Origin of the sequence: Photobacterium marinum (genome assembly GCF_000331515.1) — a bacterium.
GTDB lineage: Bacteria > Pseudomonadota > Gammaproteobacteria > Enterobacterales > Vibrionaceae > Photobacterium > Photobacterium marinum.
This window is the reverse complement of the sequence record NZ_AMZO01000011.1, coordinates 53,627-72,216: the sequence shown is the minus strand read 5'-3', so window position 1 is coordinate 72,216 and position 18,590 is coordinate 53,627. Positions and strand designations below refer to the sequence as shown.

General features: G+C 49.5%; 16 protein-coding genes. 13 read left to right on the top strand and 3 right to left on the bottom strand.

Annotation, left to right across the window (positions count from 1 at the left end; translation table 11 throughout):
• Positions 1-78 precede the first annotated feature (78 nt).
• The 5 genes from rbfA to nlpI all read left to right on the top strand — a co-directional run bounded on the left by rbfA (position 79) and on the right by nlpI (position 5,520).
• Positions 79-474 (top strand): 30S ribosome-binding factor RbfA, encoded by a 396-nt coding sequence (gene rbfA / locus C942_RS08845; protein WP_007464820.1) that lies wholly within the window; start codon positions 79-81, stop codon positions 472-474.
• Positions 475-476: 2 nt separating this feature from the next.
• Positions 477-1,421, top strand: coding sequence for a tRNA pseudouridine(55) synthase TruB (truB, locus tag C942_RS08840; RefSeq protein WP_007464818.1), 945 nt, complete (start codon positions 477-479; stop codon positions 1,419-1,421).
• Positions 1,422-1,751: 330 nt separating this feature from the next.
• The gene (gene rpsO / locus C942_RS08835; RefSeq protein ID WP_007464817.1) at positions 1,752-2,021 is read left to right on the top strand and encodes a 30S ribosomal protein S15; all 270 of its coding nucleotides are present in this window, start codon (positions 1,752-1,754) and stop codon (positions 2,019-2,021) included.
• Between the two features lie 250 nt (positions 2,022-2,271).
• On the top strand, positions 2,272-4,395 hold the full coding sequence (pnp, locus tag C942_RS08830; RefSeq protein ID WP_007464815.1) for a polyribonucleotide nucleotidyltransferase: 2,124 nt from the start codon (positions 2,272-2,274) through the stop codon (positions 4,393-4,395).
• Between the two features lie 228 nt (positions 4,396-4,623).
• On the top strand, positions 4,624-5,520 hold the full coding sequence (gene nlpI / locus C942_RS08825) for a lipoprotein NlpI (protein WP_007464813.1): 897 nt from the start codon (positions 4,624-4,626) through the stop codon (positions 5,518-5,520).
• An 86-nt stretch (positions 5,521-5,606) separates the two neighbouring features.
• Here nlpI and C942_RS08820 read toward each other — a convergent pair whose 3' ends face one another.
• The 3 genes from C942_RS08820 to C942_RS08810 all read right to left on the bottom strand — a co-directional run bounded on the left by C942_RS08820 (position 5,607) and on the right by C942_RS08810 (position 9,688).
• The gene (locus C942_RS08820) at positions 5,607-6,482 is read right to left on the bottom strand and encodes a U32 family peptidase (protein ID WP_007464811.1); all 876 of its coding nucleotides are present in this window, start codon (positions 6,480-6,482) and stop codon (positions 5,607-5,609) included.
• A gap of 11 nt (positions 6,483-6,493) precedes the next feature.
• Positions 6,494-7,489, bottom strand: coding sequence for a ubiquinone anaerobic biosynthesis protein UbiU (gene ubiU, locus C942_RS08815; protein ID WP_007464807.1), 996 nt, complete (start codon positions 7,487-7,489; stop codon positions 6,494-6,496).
• Between the two features lie 159 nt (positions 7,490-7,648).
• Entirely contained in the window at positions 7,649-9,688 is a 2,040-nt protein-coding gene (locus C942_RS08810; RefSeq protein ID WP_007464805.1) for a sensor domain-containing protein, read from the bottom strand.
• Positions 9,689-9,886: 198 nt separating this feature from the next.
• Between C942_RS08810 and ubiT the strand changes: the two genes are divergently transcribed.
• The 8 genes from ubiT to C942_RS08770 all read left to right on the top strand — a co-directional run bounded on the left by ubiT (position 9,887) and on the right by C942_RS08770 (position 18,315).
• A complete protein-coding gene (ubiT, locus tag C942_RS08805) occupies positions 9,887-10,408 on the top strand; it encodes a ubiquinone anaerobic biosynthesis accessory factor UbiT (RefSeq protein ID WP_007464803.1) in 522 nt (173 codons plus the stop codon).
• Positions 10,398-10,901 carry a GNAT family N-acetyltransferase gene (locus C942_RS08800; protein WP_007464800.1) on the top strand — a complete coding sequence of 168 codons (504 nt, stop codon included), beginning with the start codon at positions 10,398-10,400 and terminating at the stop codon, positions 10,899-10,901. Before ubiT ends, C942_RS08800 begins: the two co-directional genes overlap by 11 nt.
• Before the next feature lie 133 nt (positions 10,902-11,034).
• Positions 11,035-11,436, top strand: coding sequence for a DNA polymerase III subunit psi (locus C942_RS08795; RefSeq protein WP_007464798.1), 402 nt, complete (start codon positions 11,035-11,037; stop codon positions 11,434-11,436).
• Positions 11,426-11,872 (top strand): ribosomal protein S18-alanine N-acetyltransferase, encoded by a 447-nt coding sequence (gene rimI, locus C942_RS08790; RefSeq protein WP_007464796.1) that lies wholly within the window; start codon positions 11,426-11,428, stop codon positions 11,870-11,872. The genes C942_RS08795 and rimI overlap by 11 nt, the downstream gene beginning before the upstream one ends.
• Before the next feature lie 228 nt (positions 11,873-12,100).
• The gene (gene prfC, locus C942_RS08785) at positions 12,101-13,681 is read left to right on the top strand and encodes a peptide chain release factor 3 (protein ID WP_007464793.1); all 1,581 of its coding nucleotides are present in this window, start codon (positions 12,101-12,103) and stop codon (positions 13,679-13,681) included.
• 156 nt (positions 13,682-13,837) lie between these two features.
• Positions 13,838-15,916, top strand: coding sequence for a glycogen debranching protein GlgX (glgX, locus tag C942_RS08780; protein WP_007464792.1), 2,079 nt, complete (start codon positions 13,838-13,840; stop codon positions 15,914-15,916).
• A 120-nt stretch (positions 15,917-16,036) separates the two neighbouring features.
• Positions 16,037-16,831, top strand: coding sequence for a TatD family hydrolase (locus tag C942_RS08775; protein WP_007464790.1), 795 nt, complete (start codon positions 16,037-16,039; stop codon positions 16,829-16,831).
• A gap of 218 nt (positions 16,832-17,049) precedes the next feature.
• Positions 17,050-18,315 carry a NupC/NupG family nucleoside CNT transporter gene (locus C942_RS08770; protein WP_007464788.1) on the top strand — a complete coding sequence of 422 codons (1,266 nt, stop codon included), beginning with the start codon at positions 17,050-17,052 and terminating at the stop codon, positions 18,313-18,315.
• Positions 18,316-18,590 lie beyond the last annotated feature (275 nt).

Genomic DNA, 18,590 nt, shown 5'->3' with positions numbered 1-18,590 from the left:
TTTTATAACGACTAATCTTATGGGGAGCCTCGGCTCCCCATTCTTTCAAGAAAGCATTCTTAGAGAGAGAAAACAATTATGGCAAAAGAATTTAGCCGTACCCAGCGTGTTGCACAGCAGCTGCAAAAAGAGCTGGCGGTGATCCTGCAGCGTGAGATTAAAGATCCGCGCCTAGCAATGACAACCATTTCAAGTGTCGATGTATCCCGTGATATGGGTTACGCAAAAGTTTATGTGACTTTCCTGACTGTTGGTGAGCAAACTGCGGAAGACAGCCTGGAAGCACTGCGCGAGATGGCTCCGTACATCCGTTCACTGCTGGGTAAGCAAATCCGTCTGCGTGTGACTCCTGAACTGAACTTCATCTTTGATCAGTCACTGACTGAAGGTATGCGTATCTCTAGCCTGGTTACTAAGGCGGTACGTGATGATGAAGTTCGTCGTGGTGATGAAACGGAAACAGACGAGGAATAAGCATGGCACGTCGTCGTAAAGGCCGTCCAGTCGATGGGGTAATCCTTCTCGACAAACCAACCGGACTCAGCTCGAACGATACGCTGCAGAAAGTAAAGCGTATCTTCTTCGCACAAAAAGCAGGACATACGGGGGCGCTTGACCCATTGGCAACTGGTATGTTGCCAATTTGCTTTGGTGAGGCGACGAAGTTTTCCCAATTCCTGTTGGACTCAGACAAGCGCTATCGCGTTATTGCCAAGCTGGGCGAACGTACAGATACTTCGGACTCTGATGGCGAAGTTGTCCAAACGCGTGAAGTGAAAGTGGATCGTGGCCAGCTGGAACGTTGCATTGCCAAGTTCCGCGGCACTACTGACCAAATTCCTTCAATGTACTCGGCACTTAAATACCAGGGGCGTAAGCTGTATGAATATGCCCGCGAAGGTATCGAAGTACCACGTGAGTCCCGTAAGATCACTGTGTATTCCGTTGAGCTGCTTCGTTTTGAAAACAACGAAGTAGAGATGGAGCTGCATGTTTCTAAGGGTACTTACATTCGCACTATTGTTGATGACCTTGGTGAAATGCTGGGTTGTGGTGCGCACGTAACTTACCTGCGTCGTACCGGTGTTTCCAACTACCCGATGGAACGTATCGTGACGTTGGAGCAGCTTCAGGCACTACTGGATCAAGCTAATGAGCAGGGCATTGCCCCAAGTGAACTGCTTGATCCTCTGTTGTTGCCGACCGACACTGCGGTTCAGGATCTGCCGGAAGTAAACGTGCTGCCGATGCTTGCTACTTATATTCTAAATGGTAACCCGGTTCAGGCCGGTCGAGTGCCGGAAACAGGTACGCTGGTGCGTATTACTGTGGGTGAGCAACGTGAATTTATCGGTGTGGGTGTTATCGATAGTGATGGCATGCTGGCACCAAAACGCGTGATGGCGAATAAGCAAGGTTAAAGTAGAAATAGCAACTGACGCTGCGCTCCGAGATGCGGGTGCGGCACTTTGGCCGTGTGGTTCTGTAAAAAGAGCGGAGTGCTTAGCTTTAGCATTCCGCTTTTTTATTCCGCTCTGTGGCCATAGAACCAGGCCACTAGATTTTCCTTTCCCCGTGCGTAGAAACTGGCATCTCATATCTCGATCTTCTTGTTCTTTTTAATCTCGCGACTTCTTGTAATCTTCACTTGTAGTTACAGCGGCCTGACAGTATAATCCGCGGCTCGGGTGTCGGCTGAATCAGAGATTGGCTGGCACAAATTAAAAATATCTTTGTATTAGGAATGAGTTATGTCTCTGAATGCAGAAACTAAAGCAGCAATCGTTGCTGAATACGCGCAAGGCGCAAACGACACTGGTTCTCCTGAAGTTCAGGTTGCACTGCTAACTGCACAAATCAACCACCTTCAAGGTCACTTTGCTAACCACAAACACGACCACCACAGCCGTCGCGGTCTGCTACGTATGGTTTCTCGTCGTCGTAAGCTTCTAGACTACCTGAAAGGTAAGAACCTAGATCGCTACCAAGACCTAATCAAGCGTCTGGGCCTACGTCGCTAAGATTGCTTTCTAGAAAGGAGCCTAACGGCTCCTTTCTTTTTTATCCGGCCCTTTAAATCAGTGAGATCACGAGTCGTTTTCGTCGACCCTCAGGTCGCGGCTAATGACAGTTCTTATCCTGCCGAGAATTATCATTAGTCGCGATACGTGAAATCACCGTAAAGTGCCTTTCATCACATGACGCTTTTCTTTGTGTCAGATATACTTAACGACGCAAATAGAAAGCGGAATAAAAATTAAGGAAATTCACGTGAATCCTATCGTAAAGACTTTCCAGTACGGTAACCACACAGTTACCATCGAAACTGGTGTAATGGCACGTCAGGCGACTGCTGCTGTAATGGTAAGCATGGACGACACATCTGTGTTTGTTTCTGTTGTTGGTAAAAAAACAGCGGTAGAAGGCCAGGACTTCTTCCCTCTGACTGTTAACTACCAAGAGCGTACTTACGCGGCAGGTAAAATCCCAGGTGGTTTCTTCAAGCGTGAAGGCCGTCCATCTGAAGGCGAAACACTGACTGCTCGTCTGATTGACCGTCCAATCCGTCCGCTATTCCCAGATGATTTCAAAAACGAAGTTCAGGTTATTGCAACTGTGGTTTCTGTTAACCCAGATGTACAGCCAGATATCGTTACTATGATCGGTACCTCTGCGGCGCTTGCTATTTCTGGTATTCCGTTCAACGGCCCAATCGGTGCAGCTCGTGTAGGTTACATCAACGACCAGTTCGTTCTTAACCCAAGCAATACTGAGCTGGAAGAAAGCCGTCTTGACCTTGTAGTTGCCGGTACTGAAAGTGCAGTACTGATGGTTGAATCTGAAGCTGATCGTCTGTCTGAAGAGCAGATGCTACAAGCTGTTGTATTCGGTCACGACCAGCAGCAAGCTGTTATCAAAGCGATCAATGAATTCGCTGCTGAAGTAGCAACTCCTGCTTGGGATTGGGAAGCTCCAGCTGAAAACACAGAGCTTAAAGCACTGGTTGCAGAGAAAGCTGAAGCTCGCCTTGTTGAAGCTTACCAAATCACAGAAAAAATGGCTCGTTACGACCAAGTTGGCGAGATCAAGAATGACGTGGTAGAAGCACTGCTGGCAGAGAACGAAGAACTGGATGAGCGCGAAATTCGTGACATGCTGGGTTCTCTGGAGAAGAAAGTAGTACGTAGCCGTATCATCGCTGGCAACCCACGTATCGACGGCCGTGAGAAAGACATGGTTCGTGCTCTTGATGTTCGTACAGGCGTTCTGCCACGTACTCACGGTTCTTCACTATTCACCCGTGGTGAAACTCAGGCGCTGGTAACTGCAACACTGGGTACGCAGCGTGATGCACAGATCATCGATGAGCTGACTGGTGAGCGTAAAGATCACTTCCTGCTGCACTACAACTTCCCTCCATACTGTGTAGGTGAAACTGGTTTTGTTGGTTCTCCTAAGCGTCGTGAAATCGGCCACGGTAAACTGGCGAAGCGTGGTATTGCTGCTGTAATGCCTTCTGTTGATGAATTCCCGTACACAGTACGTGTTGTTTCTGAAATCACAGAATCTAACGGTTCATCTTCAATGGCTTCTGTATGTGGTACTTCTCTGGCGCTGATGGACGCTGGTGTGCCAATCAAGGCTTCTGTTGCGGGTATCGCAATGGGTCTTGTTAAAGAAGGCGATGACTTTGTTGTTCTTTCTGACATCCTGGGTGACGAAGACCACCTGGGTGACATGGACTTTAAAGTTGCTGGTACTGACGACGGTATCACTGCACTGCAGATGGATATCAAGATCGAAGGTATCACTAAAGAGATCATGCAGATTGCCCTGAACCAGGCGAAAGGTGCGCGTAAGCACATCCTGAGCGTAATGGACGATGCAATCAACGCTCCTCGTGAAGATATCTCTGAATTCGCTCCGCGTATTCACACAATGAAGATCAACCCAGAGAAGATCAAAGATGTGATCGGTAAGGGTGGTGCAGTTATCCGTGCTCTAACGGAAGAGACTGGCACAACGATCGAAATCGAAGACGACGGTACAGTGAAGATCGCTGCAACTGAAGGTACAGCTGCGAAAGAAGCTATCCGCCGTATCGAAGAAATCACTGCTGACGTTGAAGTTGGTCGCATCTACACCGGTAAGGTAATGCGTATTGTTGATTTCGGTGCTTTCGTTTCTGTGATTGGCGCGAAAGAAGGTCTGGTACACATTTCTCAAATCTCTCAGGAGCGCATTGAGAAAGTGGCAGATCACCTGGAAATGGGTCAGGAAGTTAAGGTTAAAGTCCTTGAGATTGACCGTCAGGGCCGTATTCGCCTGAGCATGAAAGAAGCGGTAGCAGAGCAAAATGAAGCTCCGGCAACTGAAGAGAAGCCAGAAGCTTAAGTCTTTTTGCTAAAAGCATGATATAAAAGGGGCTGAAAGGCCCCTTTTTTAGATCCTTTAATAACAAATGCCAAGCCAGAAAGTCTGCAACCCGGCCGTGGTGTCGTGAAAGTCGCAGGATAATTGTTCCGTTTGGTATTAGCCTTAACGATACGCGCCTTCTTGCGCTGATGGTATAAGCTAGTAAGAAGAGCTTGTCCGTTTGGTATGACCTCAGGGAGAATTGCATTGATTGCAAACAGGTTAAAAATCGCATGTATTGCGGTGATGATGTTAGCTGGCTGCAGCTCAGCACCTCAGTCTAAATGGGCTCATCCCCCGATGGCGGTACCTTTCCAGCCGACAATTCAGCAACAGATCCAGCTGGCTCGCATTGATCAGCTGCTAAAGCGCAGTGATCTGGACAATAACACCCTGGCCCAGGTGTATTATGAGCGCGGTTTGCTTCATGACAGTATTGGCCTTCGGGATCTGGCTCGCCTTGATTTTAACCAGTCGCTGTCATTAAAACCTGACCAGCCGGATGTCTTTAACATCCTTGGTGTCTATTTCACCCAGAGCGCACATTTTGATGCGGCTTATGAAGCCTTCGATTCCACCCTGGAGCTGAACCTTCGTCACCCGTTTGCCCAGCGCAACCGTGGGATCGCCTTGTATTATGGCGGTCGTTACGACCTGGCTCATGAAGATTTGGTGGCTCACTATCAGCAGAATGTAAATGATCCGTACCGGGTGATTTGGCTCTACCTGGTTGATCTGGAACGCACACCGGATACAGCTCAGGATAGGCTGAAACAGCGTTATGAAGTGGCTGAAAAGCAAGAATGGGGGTGGGAAATTGTCCGTCTTTATTTGGGTGAGCTGAGTGAAAGTGAGTTACTGAACCGGATTGCCAACGAAAGTGAAGATAATGACATCCTGGCAGAACGTCTTACCGAGGCGTATTTCTACCTGGGTAAAATCTATCACCATAACAGGGATTACCAGTCAGCCCTGATGCTTTATAAGCTGGCGTTGTCCGGTAATGTTTATGAGTTTGTCGAGCACCGTTTTTCGCTGTTAGAGCTGAGTCGCCTGATGGCCGAAGCAAAGCGGGAGCAAGAAACGGAGCAAAGCGACAGCTGATAGCACCGTACGCTATAGTTTGAATAGAATAAAAAAAGCCGCGAATTCGCGGCTTTTTTGTATTTCAGGCTGGCAAATCAATCCGATCAGATAATCTCAAGACCGGCCAGATTATGCCAGTAGCCGTTACATTGATGGCCGCCTTCGAGCTGGTGACGGGTTGCGCCTTGTTCGTTAGCGCGGAAGTCATCAACCAGCGATAGAGTTTCAGTACCTAGCGGGCTCAGGCGAACTACGTCCACCAGGCCTTCCATTCCTTTTAGATCATTGATCAGGTTATAGCAGTAACCTGATTGGGTCTGGATACCGTTCAGGGTAAAGACTTTCTGTGATTCCTGGCTGTTTACCGTGATCCCGTTCGGGTACTTGATACAGCAGGTTTCGCAGTCATCTTTGGCTCGGTTTTCGGCACGGGCGGTGAAGCAGCGGGCAGAATAGGCCAGCGGCAGGTAGCCGTAGCTGAAGACTTCGGTTTCGAATTTGTCACGAATACCCATCGTCTCACATTGCTGAACGACATTTTGCAGCCATTCGCGTGACAACTCGACCGGCATACACCAGCGTACCATGCCTTTTTTCAAAAACAGGTTCAGGGTCTGCGGGTTGTAGCAGTTCACCGCAGGGCCGACAGCAAACGGGATACCTTTTTCGTGAGCCATCTGAATCGCAGACACATCGTTGGCTTCGATGATGAAGTCACCGTTGTCGATGTATTTCTTCATCACATTGACTTCACTTGGTGCTTCAAGCAGTGCCATGGTCGACAGTACCACTTGTTTGCCGGTGGAAGCGATGTCTTTGGCTATTTCAAACCAGTGTGCTGGCTTCATTTCACGGCGCTTCGAGCATACGGTTTCACCCAGGTAGATGATATCGGTGTTGGCTTCTTTCGCCTGCTGGTAAAAAGCTTCAACATCATCTTTTGGCCAGAAATAAAGGAGTGGGCCAAGCGAGTATTTCATAGTGTTCTCCTTTATTGCCATTTACGGTGGTACGCGCCAAGGGTGGTTTGGCTGCCTTCAGAGACATTGCCCAGGCAAGCGTTCCACGCCGGATCTACGTGGTAGCCTTCAGGGTTTGCCAGGTAGCGGTCGATTGCAGCGCGCCAGGTGCGGGTAACCTGCTCGACATAAGCCGGGCTGCGCTGACGGCCTTCGATTTTCACCGAAGCGATGTTGGCTTTAAACAGTTCCGGCAGAATTTCCAGCGTATTCAGGCTGGTTGGTTCTTCAAGGGCATGGTAGCGCTTGCCGTCAACTTCGAAGCGACCTTTACACAGGGTAGGGTAACCCGCGTTTTCTCCGGCTTCGTAACGGTCAATCAGGACGTTGTTCAGGCGTGACTCCAGACCCTGCGGGGTTTCCTGCCAGCGTACATATTTAGCCGGAGAACAGGCTCCGACAGTGTTTGGTGATTCACCGGTCATGTAGGAAGACAGGTAGCAGCGACCTTCGGACATGATACACAGACTGCCGAACGCAAAAACTTCCAGTTCCATATCTGTATTGCGTGCCAGCTGTTTAACCTGATGGATAGACAGTACGCGAGGCAGTACCACACGCTTAACATTGAAGTTCTGTTTGTAGAAATCAATGGCAGCGGTGTTAGTGGCTGACGCCTGTACCGACAGGTGAAGCTCCAGATCCGGGTATTTGGTTGCCGCATAGTCAAGTACCGCAATGTCAGCCACGATCAGGGCATCCACCCCCATGGCTGCCGCATTGTCGACCGCTTTGGCCCAGCGATCGAAACCGTCAGGGTGAGCGAAGGTGTTCAGGGCTACATGTAACTTCCTGTCATGATCTTTCACGTATTGGACAGCTTTCTCCAGCTTGCGACCAGTAAAGTTTAAACCTGCAAAATGACGGGCATTGGTGTCATCTTTAAAGCCGATGTACACCGCGTCCGCACCGTTATCAATGGCAGTTTTCAGCGCCGGAAGGTTACCGGCGGGGCAGAGTAGCTCCATAATTATTATATCTACCAGTGGTGGAATGAAAGTTATGGAGGAATAGTAGGGGGCTTGGTGCCCCCTTGTCTTGATATCAGGCAGGTTTTATTGATTTAGGACAATTTTTTCGTGTTTAATGGCCGTTTTGTAATCAATCGGGCAAAATTTTGTGAAATTTTAGTCTTGCCGACGGCTGTGCTTGAGTAGGATCGCTTCGAGCTCATTCTTCGGTTGTGGCCGGTAGAAATGGAACCCCTGGATATAGTCGCAGTTAAGGTTCGACAGTAAGGTTGCCTGCTGGCGGGTCTCTACCCCTTCAGCCACAATGCTCATATTTAGTGACTTGCCTAGGTTGATGATGTTTTCGATCAGGGTAACCTGTTTGGGCAGGGTTTCGATGTCTTTGATAAAGGCCCGGTCTATCTTCAGTTCATCAAGCGGGAAGCGGGCAAGGTAAGACAGTGACGAATAGCCGGTGCCGAAATCATCGATAGACAGCGCAAAACCCTGCTTTTTGATAGCGTTCAACATCTGAATGGCATGTTCGCCGTCACTCATTACCGCACTTTCTGTTAGCTCGAAAGTAATGTCGTTAGGATTGACCCCGGTGGATTTCTTTAACTGCTCAACGTAAGTGATTAAGTTTGGATTACCGAACTGCTGCGGTGAAAGGTTGATGGCAACGCGTCCGGCCATCAGGCCCTGCCGTTTCCATTTACGGACGGTGGTGAAGACTTCCTTCATGACCACCTGGCCTAGCTGTTCAATCATCCCGGAGCGCTCTGCGACCGGAATAAACTGGGCCGGGCTGATGTAGCCTTCCACTGGGTGCTTCCAGCGCACCAGTGCTTCGGCACCGTCGATCACGAAGTCACGGGCATTGACCTTTGGTTGATACCAGACTTCCAGCCCGTTATGTTGCAAGGCTTTCTGCAATTCAATCTCCAGCCATAGCTGCATCCGTGCTTCTTTGTTCATCTCTTCGCTGAACTTCACCAGACGGTTACGACCACGGTTTTTGGCCTCATACATGGCTGTATCGGCATTTTGCAACAGGATACGGGCATCATTACCGTCCCCCGGGTAGTTGACCATACCGATAGAGCAAGCCAGATGCTTGCTGAAGTGGTGGAGGTCAAACGGTTGGTTGATAAGAGCAATGATTTGTTGGGAAATCAGCTCGCCGGCACGGTCGTGTTCCGGCTCTGGCAGGATAATGGCAAACTCATCGCCGCTCAGGTGGCCAATAATGGCTGACTCCGGTAAAAGGCGCTGCAGACGCTGGGAAATTTCCTGGAGCACACGGTCTCCGATATGGTGGCCAAGCGAATCATTGATGTTTTTGAAGTTATCAAGGTCAAGGTAGAGCATTACCAGTGGTGTGCTCTGGCTGATCAGCTGGCTTAATCGACGGCTGAAGCCGTGGCGGTTATATAGGCCGGTCAGGGGATCAGTATGCACCAACTGTTCAACCTGCCCTTGTTGTGCTGCTTGCTCTGAATTGTCTTTCATCAGTATCAGCTTGGCCGGTGAGCCGAGCAGGGTGATATCAGAAGCGGTCACCTGAAGCATACGTTCTGTGTTACATCGAGGGCTGGTCTGGCATTGACGAGGTGAGGTCTTACCGAGCTGGCTGATATGGCCGCCGAGGATACGCTGGCTGTGGCTGTCGATCAGGAGCCGGCCGAGTTCTTCACCAATCAGTTCCCGAGGAGATTCGAAGCCGAGTAAATCGGCAGCGGCCTGGTTGGCGGAAATAATGATATCGCCTTCGACAATACAGCTGCCGTCTGTGAGCAGTTCATTGAGCTGGTTGAGCTGGTTTTCCATCTCCTGCAGTGAGTTGGCCAGTACCTGGCGCTCAGATGTGTCGGCTGAATGAAGGACAATATAAGCAATATCGCCGGATTTGTCTGGTAGCGGTGCGAGGCTGAAGTGCATACTGGTATCGTGGCGATTATCGTTCAATACCACTTCACCTTCGACGGATTCTCCTTTGAATGCCCGTTCATAGTAGGGGCGTAGAGAGTCGTAAAATGCCTGACCGAGAATCGCTTTGTCGTTCTGGCCTGTCAGCTCTTCACGTTTCAATCCGCTTATCTCGCAGTAGCGGTTATTGACGACCAAGTAATTATGCTCTTTGTCCAAAACAGCAAATAAAAAAGGGCTGTTATCGGTCAGCAGTGGTAACCAGTAATTAAGTTGCTCTGTCGGCATTGATGAATCGTACGTCCGTATGCGTTAGACTTCGGCCTTAGCCGGTCAAATATCAGTGCCGGATACTATAACCTGTGATGAAGGCGCAATTCCAAACTTTGCGAGCATAGAAACGTTTTTTTTGACCCAAGGCATAAAAAGCACCGCCTTCATTACCCTACAATCGATCAATAAGTGTGAAACAGACAGGATAATAAAGTGATTGCTCAACTACGAAAGCATATGGTACAGCATGGCCCGGCGTTGATCCGTGTGCCAGCAAAGTTGACCCCCTTTGCAGTCCAGAAGAAAGTGATGCTGGATGGCCTGGCGATGGTGTTCAAAGAAGCGCTGGAAGACGGTGACTTTGAATTTCTGGAAGACCGCTGGCTGAAAGTGGAAGTCAGAGATCTGGGCCTGCGCTGGCACATCAGTTACCAGGATGAAAAGCTGGTTGTATCTGAGCACGTTGAGCAGGAAGATGTTAGCTTTAGCGGCGACTGCAATGATCTGGTTTTGATTGCAGCCCGCAAAGAAGACCCGGATACCCTTTTCTTCCAGCGCCGTCTGCGCATTGAAGGTGACACCGAACTAGGCTTGGAAGTGAAGAACCTGATGGACAGTATCGATCTGGATTCACTGCCGGCCCCGGTTAAATTTGTACTGGAGCAGTCTGCGGACTTCATCCAGAAAGGCATGCAGGATATTGCTGCAGAACACGAGGTAATTAATGCTCATTAGAACTGAAGCACCGGCAGATATTCTGCCTATCGACAGGTTACTGAAAGCCGCTTTTGAAACTGAAGCTGAAGCCAACCTGGTAATGAAACTGCGCGAAAACGGCCGTTGCACATTGTCGCTGGTGGCCTGCAGTGATGAAGGTGAGGTTATCGGCCATCTGTTTTTCAGCCCGGTGACTGTCGATGGTCAGGATGATAACTGGCAGGGGCTGGCTCCGCTGGCAGTGAAGCCGGAGTTTCAGCGTCAGGGCATTGGCCTGGCACTGATGGAAGAAGCGAAAGAAACGCTGGCTGAGTTTGGCTACCCGGTTACTGTTGTGCTGGGCCACAGTGATTATTACCCGAAGGTCGGTTTTGTGAAGGCTTCAGATTATGGCCTGAGCTGCAGTTGGCCGGTGCCTGATGAGGCATTCATGGTGCTGGAGTTGATCCCGGGTACCCTGGCTGGCAGAAATGGGCTGGTGGAGTACAGCGCTGAATTTTCAGACGTTTAACTTTGCTTTGCTCATGAACTGCAAAAATGCCACCTTCGGGTGGTATTTTTATGGATAATAATTCAGTTTGGCGGGGCGGTTCTGGTAGGATCGCACGCCGGAGTGATACCACCACACAGAGAATGGTAAGAGGATGAAACAGCGAGATATACAGGTTTTGCAGGAAATGGACCTGACTTACTGGCAGGTAAGAAAGCCATCTTTTTTTCCTGAGGTGCAGGTGCCTGTGATTGATCTTCCCGAGAAATGCAAACTGCTGTTTGTCTGCGAAGATGAACTGGACGAACATGACCGCTGGTTATTTGGCCGGATCCTGCAGAGCATGAAGCTGACGCCGGAGCAGGCGCTGCTGGTGCCGCCGCAGGCGCTGGAGCAGATTCGTGAACATCATCTGACCTGGTGCTGGTTGGCTGGCTGTCAGGGGGGAAATCCTGCGGGTAGCCGACTGTTGACCTCGGTATCACTGAAACAAATGCATACCAATCCAGCAGGCAAAAAAGCCCTATGGCAACAAATTTGTTCATATGACTCATAAAATTGTATCACTTGAGCCACATCACCTGGACGATGTCTGGCGTATTGAGCAGGCTGCTCACGCATTTCCCTGGTCTGAATCGCTGATCCGTAAAGAGCCGGGTAAGTTTGCTGTTAATTTAGTTTTGCAGGCTGGCGACCAGGTTGTCGGTTATTGTTTTGGCCAGAATATCGTTGGCGAGGCAACGTTGCTGAATATTGCCGTTGATCCGGCTTTTCAGGGTAAGGGTTACGGCAAGGTTTTGCTGGAAGGCTTTATTGATTGTCTGGCACAGGGCAATGCTGAGGAAATCTGGCTTGAAGTTCGGGCCAGCAACACCCGTGCATTTCAGTTATATGAAGCCCTTGGTTTTAATGAAATCAACCGCCGTGAGGATTACTATCCGACAGCGACAGGACGGGAAGACGCCCTGATCATGACTTATATGTTCATGTAGCGACTTAACCTTTTATAAGCGGTAAACCGGATAGGTTTACCGCTGTGACTTTCCGCGGAGTTTGCGTATAATTCCGCCATCTTTTGGCTCCAGTGGCTCGCTGGCCGGCACTTGTGCCGGTGAGTAACCGAATAGCGGTGCCGAACCAGGAGCCCGACAGCCTTTCGCTGAAATATCAGCAGGGCTGCGACTCGATTATTGAAATCTCTCACAGGATTATCAGCGCTTATGTCTTTTCTATCTGAAGTGAACAAACGTCGTACGTTTGCGATCATTTCTCACCCGGATGCGGGTAAAACAACGATTACCGAAAAAGTTCTGTTATTCGGAAACGCGATCCAGAAAGCCGGTACGGTAAAAGGCCGTGGCTCCAACCAGCATGCTAAGTCTGACTGGATGGAAATGGAAAAAGAGCGTGGTATCTCGGTAACAACATCGGTAATGCAGTTCCCATACAACGACAGCCTGGTGAACCTGCTGGATACCCCGGGACACGAAGACTTCTCGGAAGATACTTACCGTACCCTGACTGCTGTTGACTCCTGTCTGATGGTTATCGACGCAGCGAAAGGTGTAGAGGATCGAACCCGTAAGCTGATGGAAGTTACCCGTCTGCGTGATACGCCAATTATCACCTTCATGAACAAACTTGACCGTGATATCCGTGATCCGATGGAGCTGCTTGACGAAGTTGAGAGCGAGCTGAACATCGCTTGTGCACCGGTTTCATGGCCTATCGGCTGCGGTAAAGAGTTCAAGGGGGTGTACCACATCCACCGTGACGAGACTATTCTTTACACCACAGGTCAGGGCCACACAATCCAGGACGTTCGCATCATTAAAGGTCTGGACAATCCTGAACTTGATACCGAAATTGGTGAAGAGCTGGCAGAGCAATTGCGTGAAGAGCTTGAGCTGGTACTGGGTGCATCACACGAATTTGACCGTGAGCTGTTCTTGCAAGGTGAACTGACACCGGTATTTTTCGGTACTGCACTGGGTAACTTCGGTGTTGACCACATGCTGGACGGTCTGACTGAGTGGGCGCCTGCGCCACAGACTCGCCAGACAAACGAGCGTGTTGTTGAAGCAACGGAAGAGAAATTCTCCGGTTTCGTGTTCAAGATCCAGGCAAATATGGATCCTAAGCACCGTGACCGTATTGCTTTCATGCGTATTGTATCGGGTACTTACACCCAGGGCATGAAGATGAACCACGTACGTACCGGTAAGAACGTCAGCATTTCTGATGCGGTAACCTTCATGGCCGGTGATCGTGCACGTGCTGAGAACGCATACGCGGGTGATATTATCGGTCTGCACAACCACGGTACTATCCAGATCGGTGATACCTTCACTCAGGGTGAATCTCTGAAGTTCTCTGGTATCCCTAACTTTGCACCGGAACTGTTCCGTCGTATCCGCCTGAAAGATCCTCTGAAACAGAAGCAGCTGCTGAAAGGTCTGGTACAGCTGTCTGAAGAAGGTGCGGTACAGGTATTCCGTCCGCTGCAGAACAACGACCTGATTGTAGGTGCGGTTGGTGTGCTTCAGTTTGACGTGGTTGTTGCCCGTCTGAAGGCTGAATACAACGTAGAAGCAATCTACGAGAGCGTTAACGTAGCGACAGCACGTTGGGTTGAATGCGACGATGCCAAGAAGCTGGAAGAATTCAAACGTAAGAACCAGTCTAACCTGGCACTGGACGGCGGCGATAACCTGAGTTACATCGCTCCGACCATGGTTAACCTGAACCTGGCAAAAGAGCGCTTCCCGGACATTGATTTCCGTGCAACCCGTGAGCACTAAGCAATTTTGTTACAGGCCTTAGCCTACCGATCGACAAAGCCGTCACAATCGTGGCGGCTTTTTTTATGACATTTCTACGGATCTGCCCTGGCTCTCTTTCCTTCTGACGGTTACAGCTTAATATTCCATTAGTTGCATCAGATAAAGGAGGGCGTAATGGAATTTTTCGCCGAGAACGAAATCAGAGCCTTGCAGGGAGAGCCCTATCCGCTGGGCGCAACAATGAAAGATCAGGGCGTAAACTTCAGCCTTTATTCCAAAGATGCCACCCGGGTGACGTTACTGTTGTTTGATAACCCGGATGCCAGTCAGCCGTTTCGGTCGATTGAATTAAACCCCGTAGACCACAAGCGCGGTCATTATTGGTTTGTGTTCGTGACCGGTATCGGTCATGGCCAGGTTTACGGTTTTCAGGTGGCCGGGCCGTGGAAACCCCGTACCGGTCTGCGTTTTGACCGGGATAAAGTGTTGATCGACCCTTACAGCCAGGCGATTTGCTTCGGGCAGAATTACAGTCGCGATAGGGCCATCGGTCCCGGTTCGAACATGGGATCCAGTATGCTCAGTATGGTCGTAGATCAGCACGGGTTTGACTGGCAGGGGGCTACATCACCCAATCATTCGCTTACCGATACCATGATTTATGAGATGCATGTCGGAGGGTTTACCCGGCATCCGTCATCCGGTATCGAAGAGACCCGACAGGGCACATTCGCCGGGATTATCGAGAAAATTCCGTACCTGAAGTCGCTTGGGGTGACGGCGGTAGAGCTGATGCCGATACAGCAGTTTGATGTTCAGGATGCACCGGAAGGACGGCAAAACTATTGGGGATACAGCCCGATAAACTTCTTTGCGATTCATGCCGATTACAGTGTCGAAAAAGAACCTCTGGTGGCGATAAATGAATTTAAAACTATGGTCCGGGAGCTTCACAAAGCCGGGATTGAAGTCATTCTGGATGTGGTGTTCAACCATACCGCCGAAGGCGATGAGAGCGGCCCGACATTTTGCTTTAAGGGCTTGCAGAACGGGGCCTACTACTTGCTGGATAAAAGTAATGGCAAATACGCTAACTACAGTGGTTGTGGCAATACCTGCAATGCCAATAACAGTGTGTTGCGGCGGATGATTATTGATGCCTTGCATTATTGGGTAACTGAAATGCATGTCGACGGTTTTCGTTTTGACCTGGCCTCGGTGTTGGCCAGAGACAGTCAAGGGCATCCGATGAAAGAGCCGCCGTTACTGTGGTCGATAGATTCGGATCCAATCCTTAGCAGTACCAAGATCATTGCTGAAGCCTGGGATGCCGCAGGCTTGTACCAGGTCGGTTCGTTTATCGGCGACCGCTGGAATGAATGGAACGGCAAATATCGCGATGATGTCCGGGCATTCTGGCGCGGTGATAACGGTTATGTCGGCCGTTTTGCATCGCGAATCTTAGGCTCTCCAGATATTTACTGTAGCCACCGCCACTCACCGCACAGGTCGGTGAATTTTATCTGTGCCCATGACGGCTTTACCCTCAATGATCTGGTCAGTTACAGCAAAAAACATAACCATGCCAATGGCGAAAACAACCGTGACGGCGATAACCATAATGTGTCGAGTAACTACGGAATCGAAGGCCCGACCGCGATAGCTGAAATTGATAATATTCGGAACCGTCAGTGCAAAAACATGCTGGCAACTCTGTTTCTCTCTTTGGGGACGCCGATGATCTGCATGGGCGATGAAGTACGGCGGACTCAGCAGGGCAATAACAACGCGTATTGCCAGAATAACGAAATCAGCTGGTTCGACTGGCGGTTAGCTGACAAGCATGCTGATATTCATCGTTTTGTCACTCAACTTAGCCAGATCCGCAGTGCTGAGCCGACGATCGACTGGAATATGCATATGTCGCTCAGCTCGGTGCTGGAAAATGTCGGGATTAGTTGGCATGGCACGGAGCCGAACAAGCCGGATTGGTCTGAACATTCCCACTCGCTGGCACTAACGGTTAACCATCCGATCACCAAAGATGAGCTGTATGTAATTTGCAATGCTTACTGGGATCCGCTGGAGTTCACTATCCCGGATCGAAACAGTAGTGATTGGCACATACTGATCAATACTGCCGAGCCAAGTCCCGGAGATATTTATACGATTGAGCAGGCACCGAAATATCAGGGTAATACCATTCTGGCGACCGGGCGTAGTATGATCGTTATGGTTGCTAAGAAGAGTTAGCGCCAAAGTAATCCGGTGTCCTGATGAGAGTCGGTGACATCGGGCTGAGTTAATCGCCAGCGTTTTTCTGAGAGCCAGATTATTATTCAGTTTGGTATAACCCAGAGAGTAAGATTTACCATGCTCATCGACAGCCATTGCCACTTCGATTTTGAACCTTTCGATTCCGATCCCAAGCACTATCTGGCTTTGGCCCATAGTGCCGGAGTCGGAAAAATCATTATTCCTTCTGTCGGGCAACGAAATTGGCAGCGAGTGCAGAGTCTCTGCTCGCAATTTGATGAGCTGTTCTATGCCCTTGGCCTGCATCCGTTTTTCAGTGAGGAGCACGGGAGTGGTGCGCTGGAAGGGCTGAAACAGCAGTTGGCAAAAGCTGTCGCAGACACGGGACAAAACGCATCTAAATGCGTTGCTGTCGGTGAATGTGGACTAGACTTTGCCATTGTCGGTGCTGATCGGGAACAGCAAATTGAGTTACTCAGGGCGCAACTGGAGCTGGCTAATCAGTATGCATTGCCAGTAATCCTCCATTGTCGAAAAGCCTTTCCGGAGCTGTTAAGACTGTTGAAACAACATCCGCCGTCAGCGGGTGGTGTGTATCACGGTTTCAGCGGAAGTTTGCCTCAGGCACAACAGCTTATTGAGCTGGGGATCAAAATTGGCGTAGGGGGAACGATAACGTATCAGCGGGCGAATAAAACCCGCAATACAATCGCAGCTTTGCCACTGGCAACACTGATGCTGGAAACCGATGCGCCGGATATGCCCGTTGCTGGCTTTCAGGGACAACCGAACCGTCCCGACAGGCTATGCAACATCATTGAGGCGTTAGCCGATATCAGGCCTGAGTCCCAGTCGGAAATCGAGTTGGCCACCAGTTTAACTACGGCTGAATTGTTTCGAATTTCGATGTGATCTCGATCGCTAAAGCAAACGAAAATGCCAAACGGTTGCTTTGGTTAATAAGTAGTTTGTGAGTAGCGTCACAATTGTGGTTTTGCTTTCACTTTCTTTCCTAGGAAAGTGTGATATCCGCATTAGTTTTATCGGTCACGGCATGAGTATAATGCGCCGGACTCTTAATGAGCCGAATTGTCGAGACGCCAAACTTAACTAAAGGGATGCCATAAACTATGAGCCTGTTTATGAGCCTGGTTGGGATGGCAGTACTGCTAGGTCTAGCTGTACTACTATCAGATAACCGCAAAGCTATTAATTTACGTACTGTTGGTGGTGCATTTGCCATCCAATTCTGCTTGGGTGCCTTTGTACTGTATGTGCCTGTAGGTCGTGACGTGCTGTACGGCATGTCTACTGCTGTTGCCAATGTTATCAACTATGGTAACGACGGTATCAACTTCCTATTCGGTGGCCTGACTTCACCTAAGATGTTTGAAGTGTTCGGTGGTGGCGGTTTCGTATTCGCCCTACGTGTACTTCCTGTAATTGTATTCTTCTCAGCACTGATTAGCGTACTTTACTACCTAGGCATCATGCAGGTTGTTATCAACATCCTTGGTGGTGGTCTGCAGAAAGCACTGGGTACTTCTCGTGCCGAATCTATGTCTGCTACAGCTAACATTTTCGTAGGTCAAACCGAAGCACCTCTGGTTATTCGTCCGTTTGTACCTAAGATGACTCAATCTGAGCTGTTTGCGGTTATGTGTGGTGGTCTGGCGTCTGTTGCTGGTGGTGTACTTGCTGGTTACGCTTCAATGGGTGTACCTCTGGAATACCTAATCGCGGCATCTTTCATGGCTGCACCAGGTGGTCTGCTATTTGCTAAGATCATCAAGCCTGAAACTGAAGAGCCAATCGAGCAGATGGCTGGCGATGCAGTATCTGAAGACGAGAAACCAGCGAACGTTATCGACGCAGCAGCAGCTGGTGCATCTTCTGGTATGCAGCTTGCTCTGAACGTTGGTGCGATGCTTCTTGCATTCATCGGTCTGATTGCACTGATCAACGGCCTGCTGGGTGGTATCGGTGGTTGGTTCGGTATGCCAGAGCTGACTCTGGAACTGATCCTTGGTTACGTATTCTCTCCTCTGGCATTCCTAATCGGTGTTCCATGGGAAGAAGCAACTATCGCTGGTTCTTTCATCGGTCAGAAACTGGTAGTGAACGAATTCGTTGCTTACCTGAACTTTGCTCCTTACCTAGCTGAAGGTGCAGAAGTTGTTCTTACTGACAAGACTTCAGCAATTATTTCTTTCGCATTGTGTGGTTTTGCTAACCTATCTTCTGTAGCAATCCTACTTGGTGGTCTGGGTGGTCTGGCTCCAAGCCGTCGCCACGACATTGCTCGCTTCGGTATGAAGGCAGTAGCAGCAGGTACTCTATCTAACCTGATGTCTGCAACTATCGCTGGCCTGTTTGTAAGCCTGAACGCAATGTAATCACTGATTTAATTCAGTAAGTATATTAAACGCCACAGCCATGCTGTGGCGTTTTTGTATGTGTAACTCCTCGTCCTTTTCCTGCCGCATCTCTTCACTTATGTCTATTCAACAGATTTGGTAAAAACCTTGTAACGTGTGAAACTTTGTTCTGTTTAATCGATTGCGCTCCGATTTTGGTGAGCTCCCTTTGTTACTATCAATCTTGTCGTTACAACGGCACCCCCAGTGACCGCGGGCTACACTTTTCTTGTGCTGTATAACACAGAGAGAAA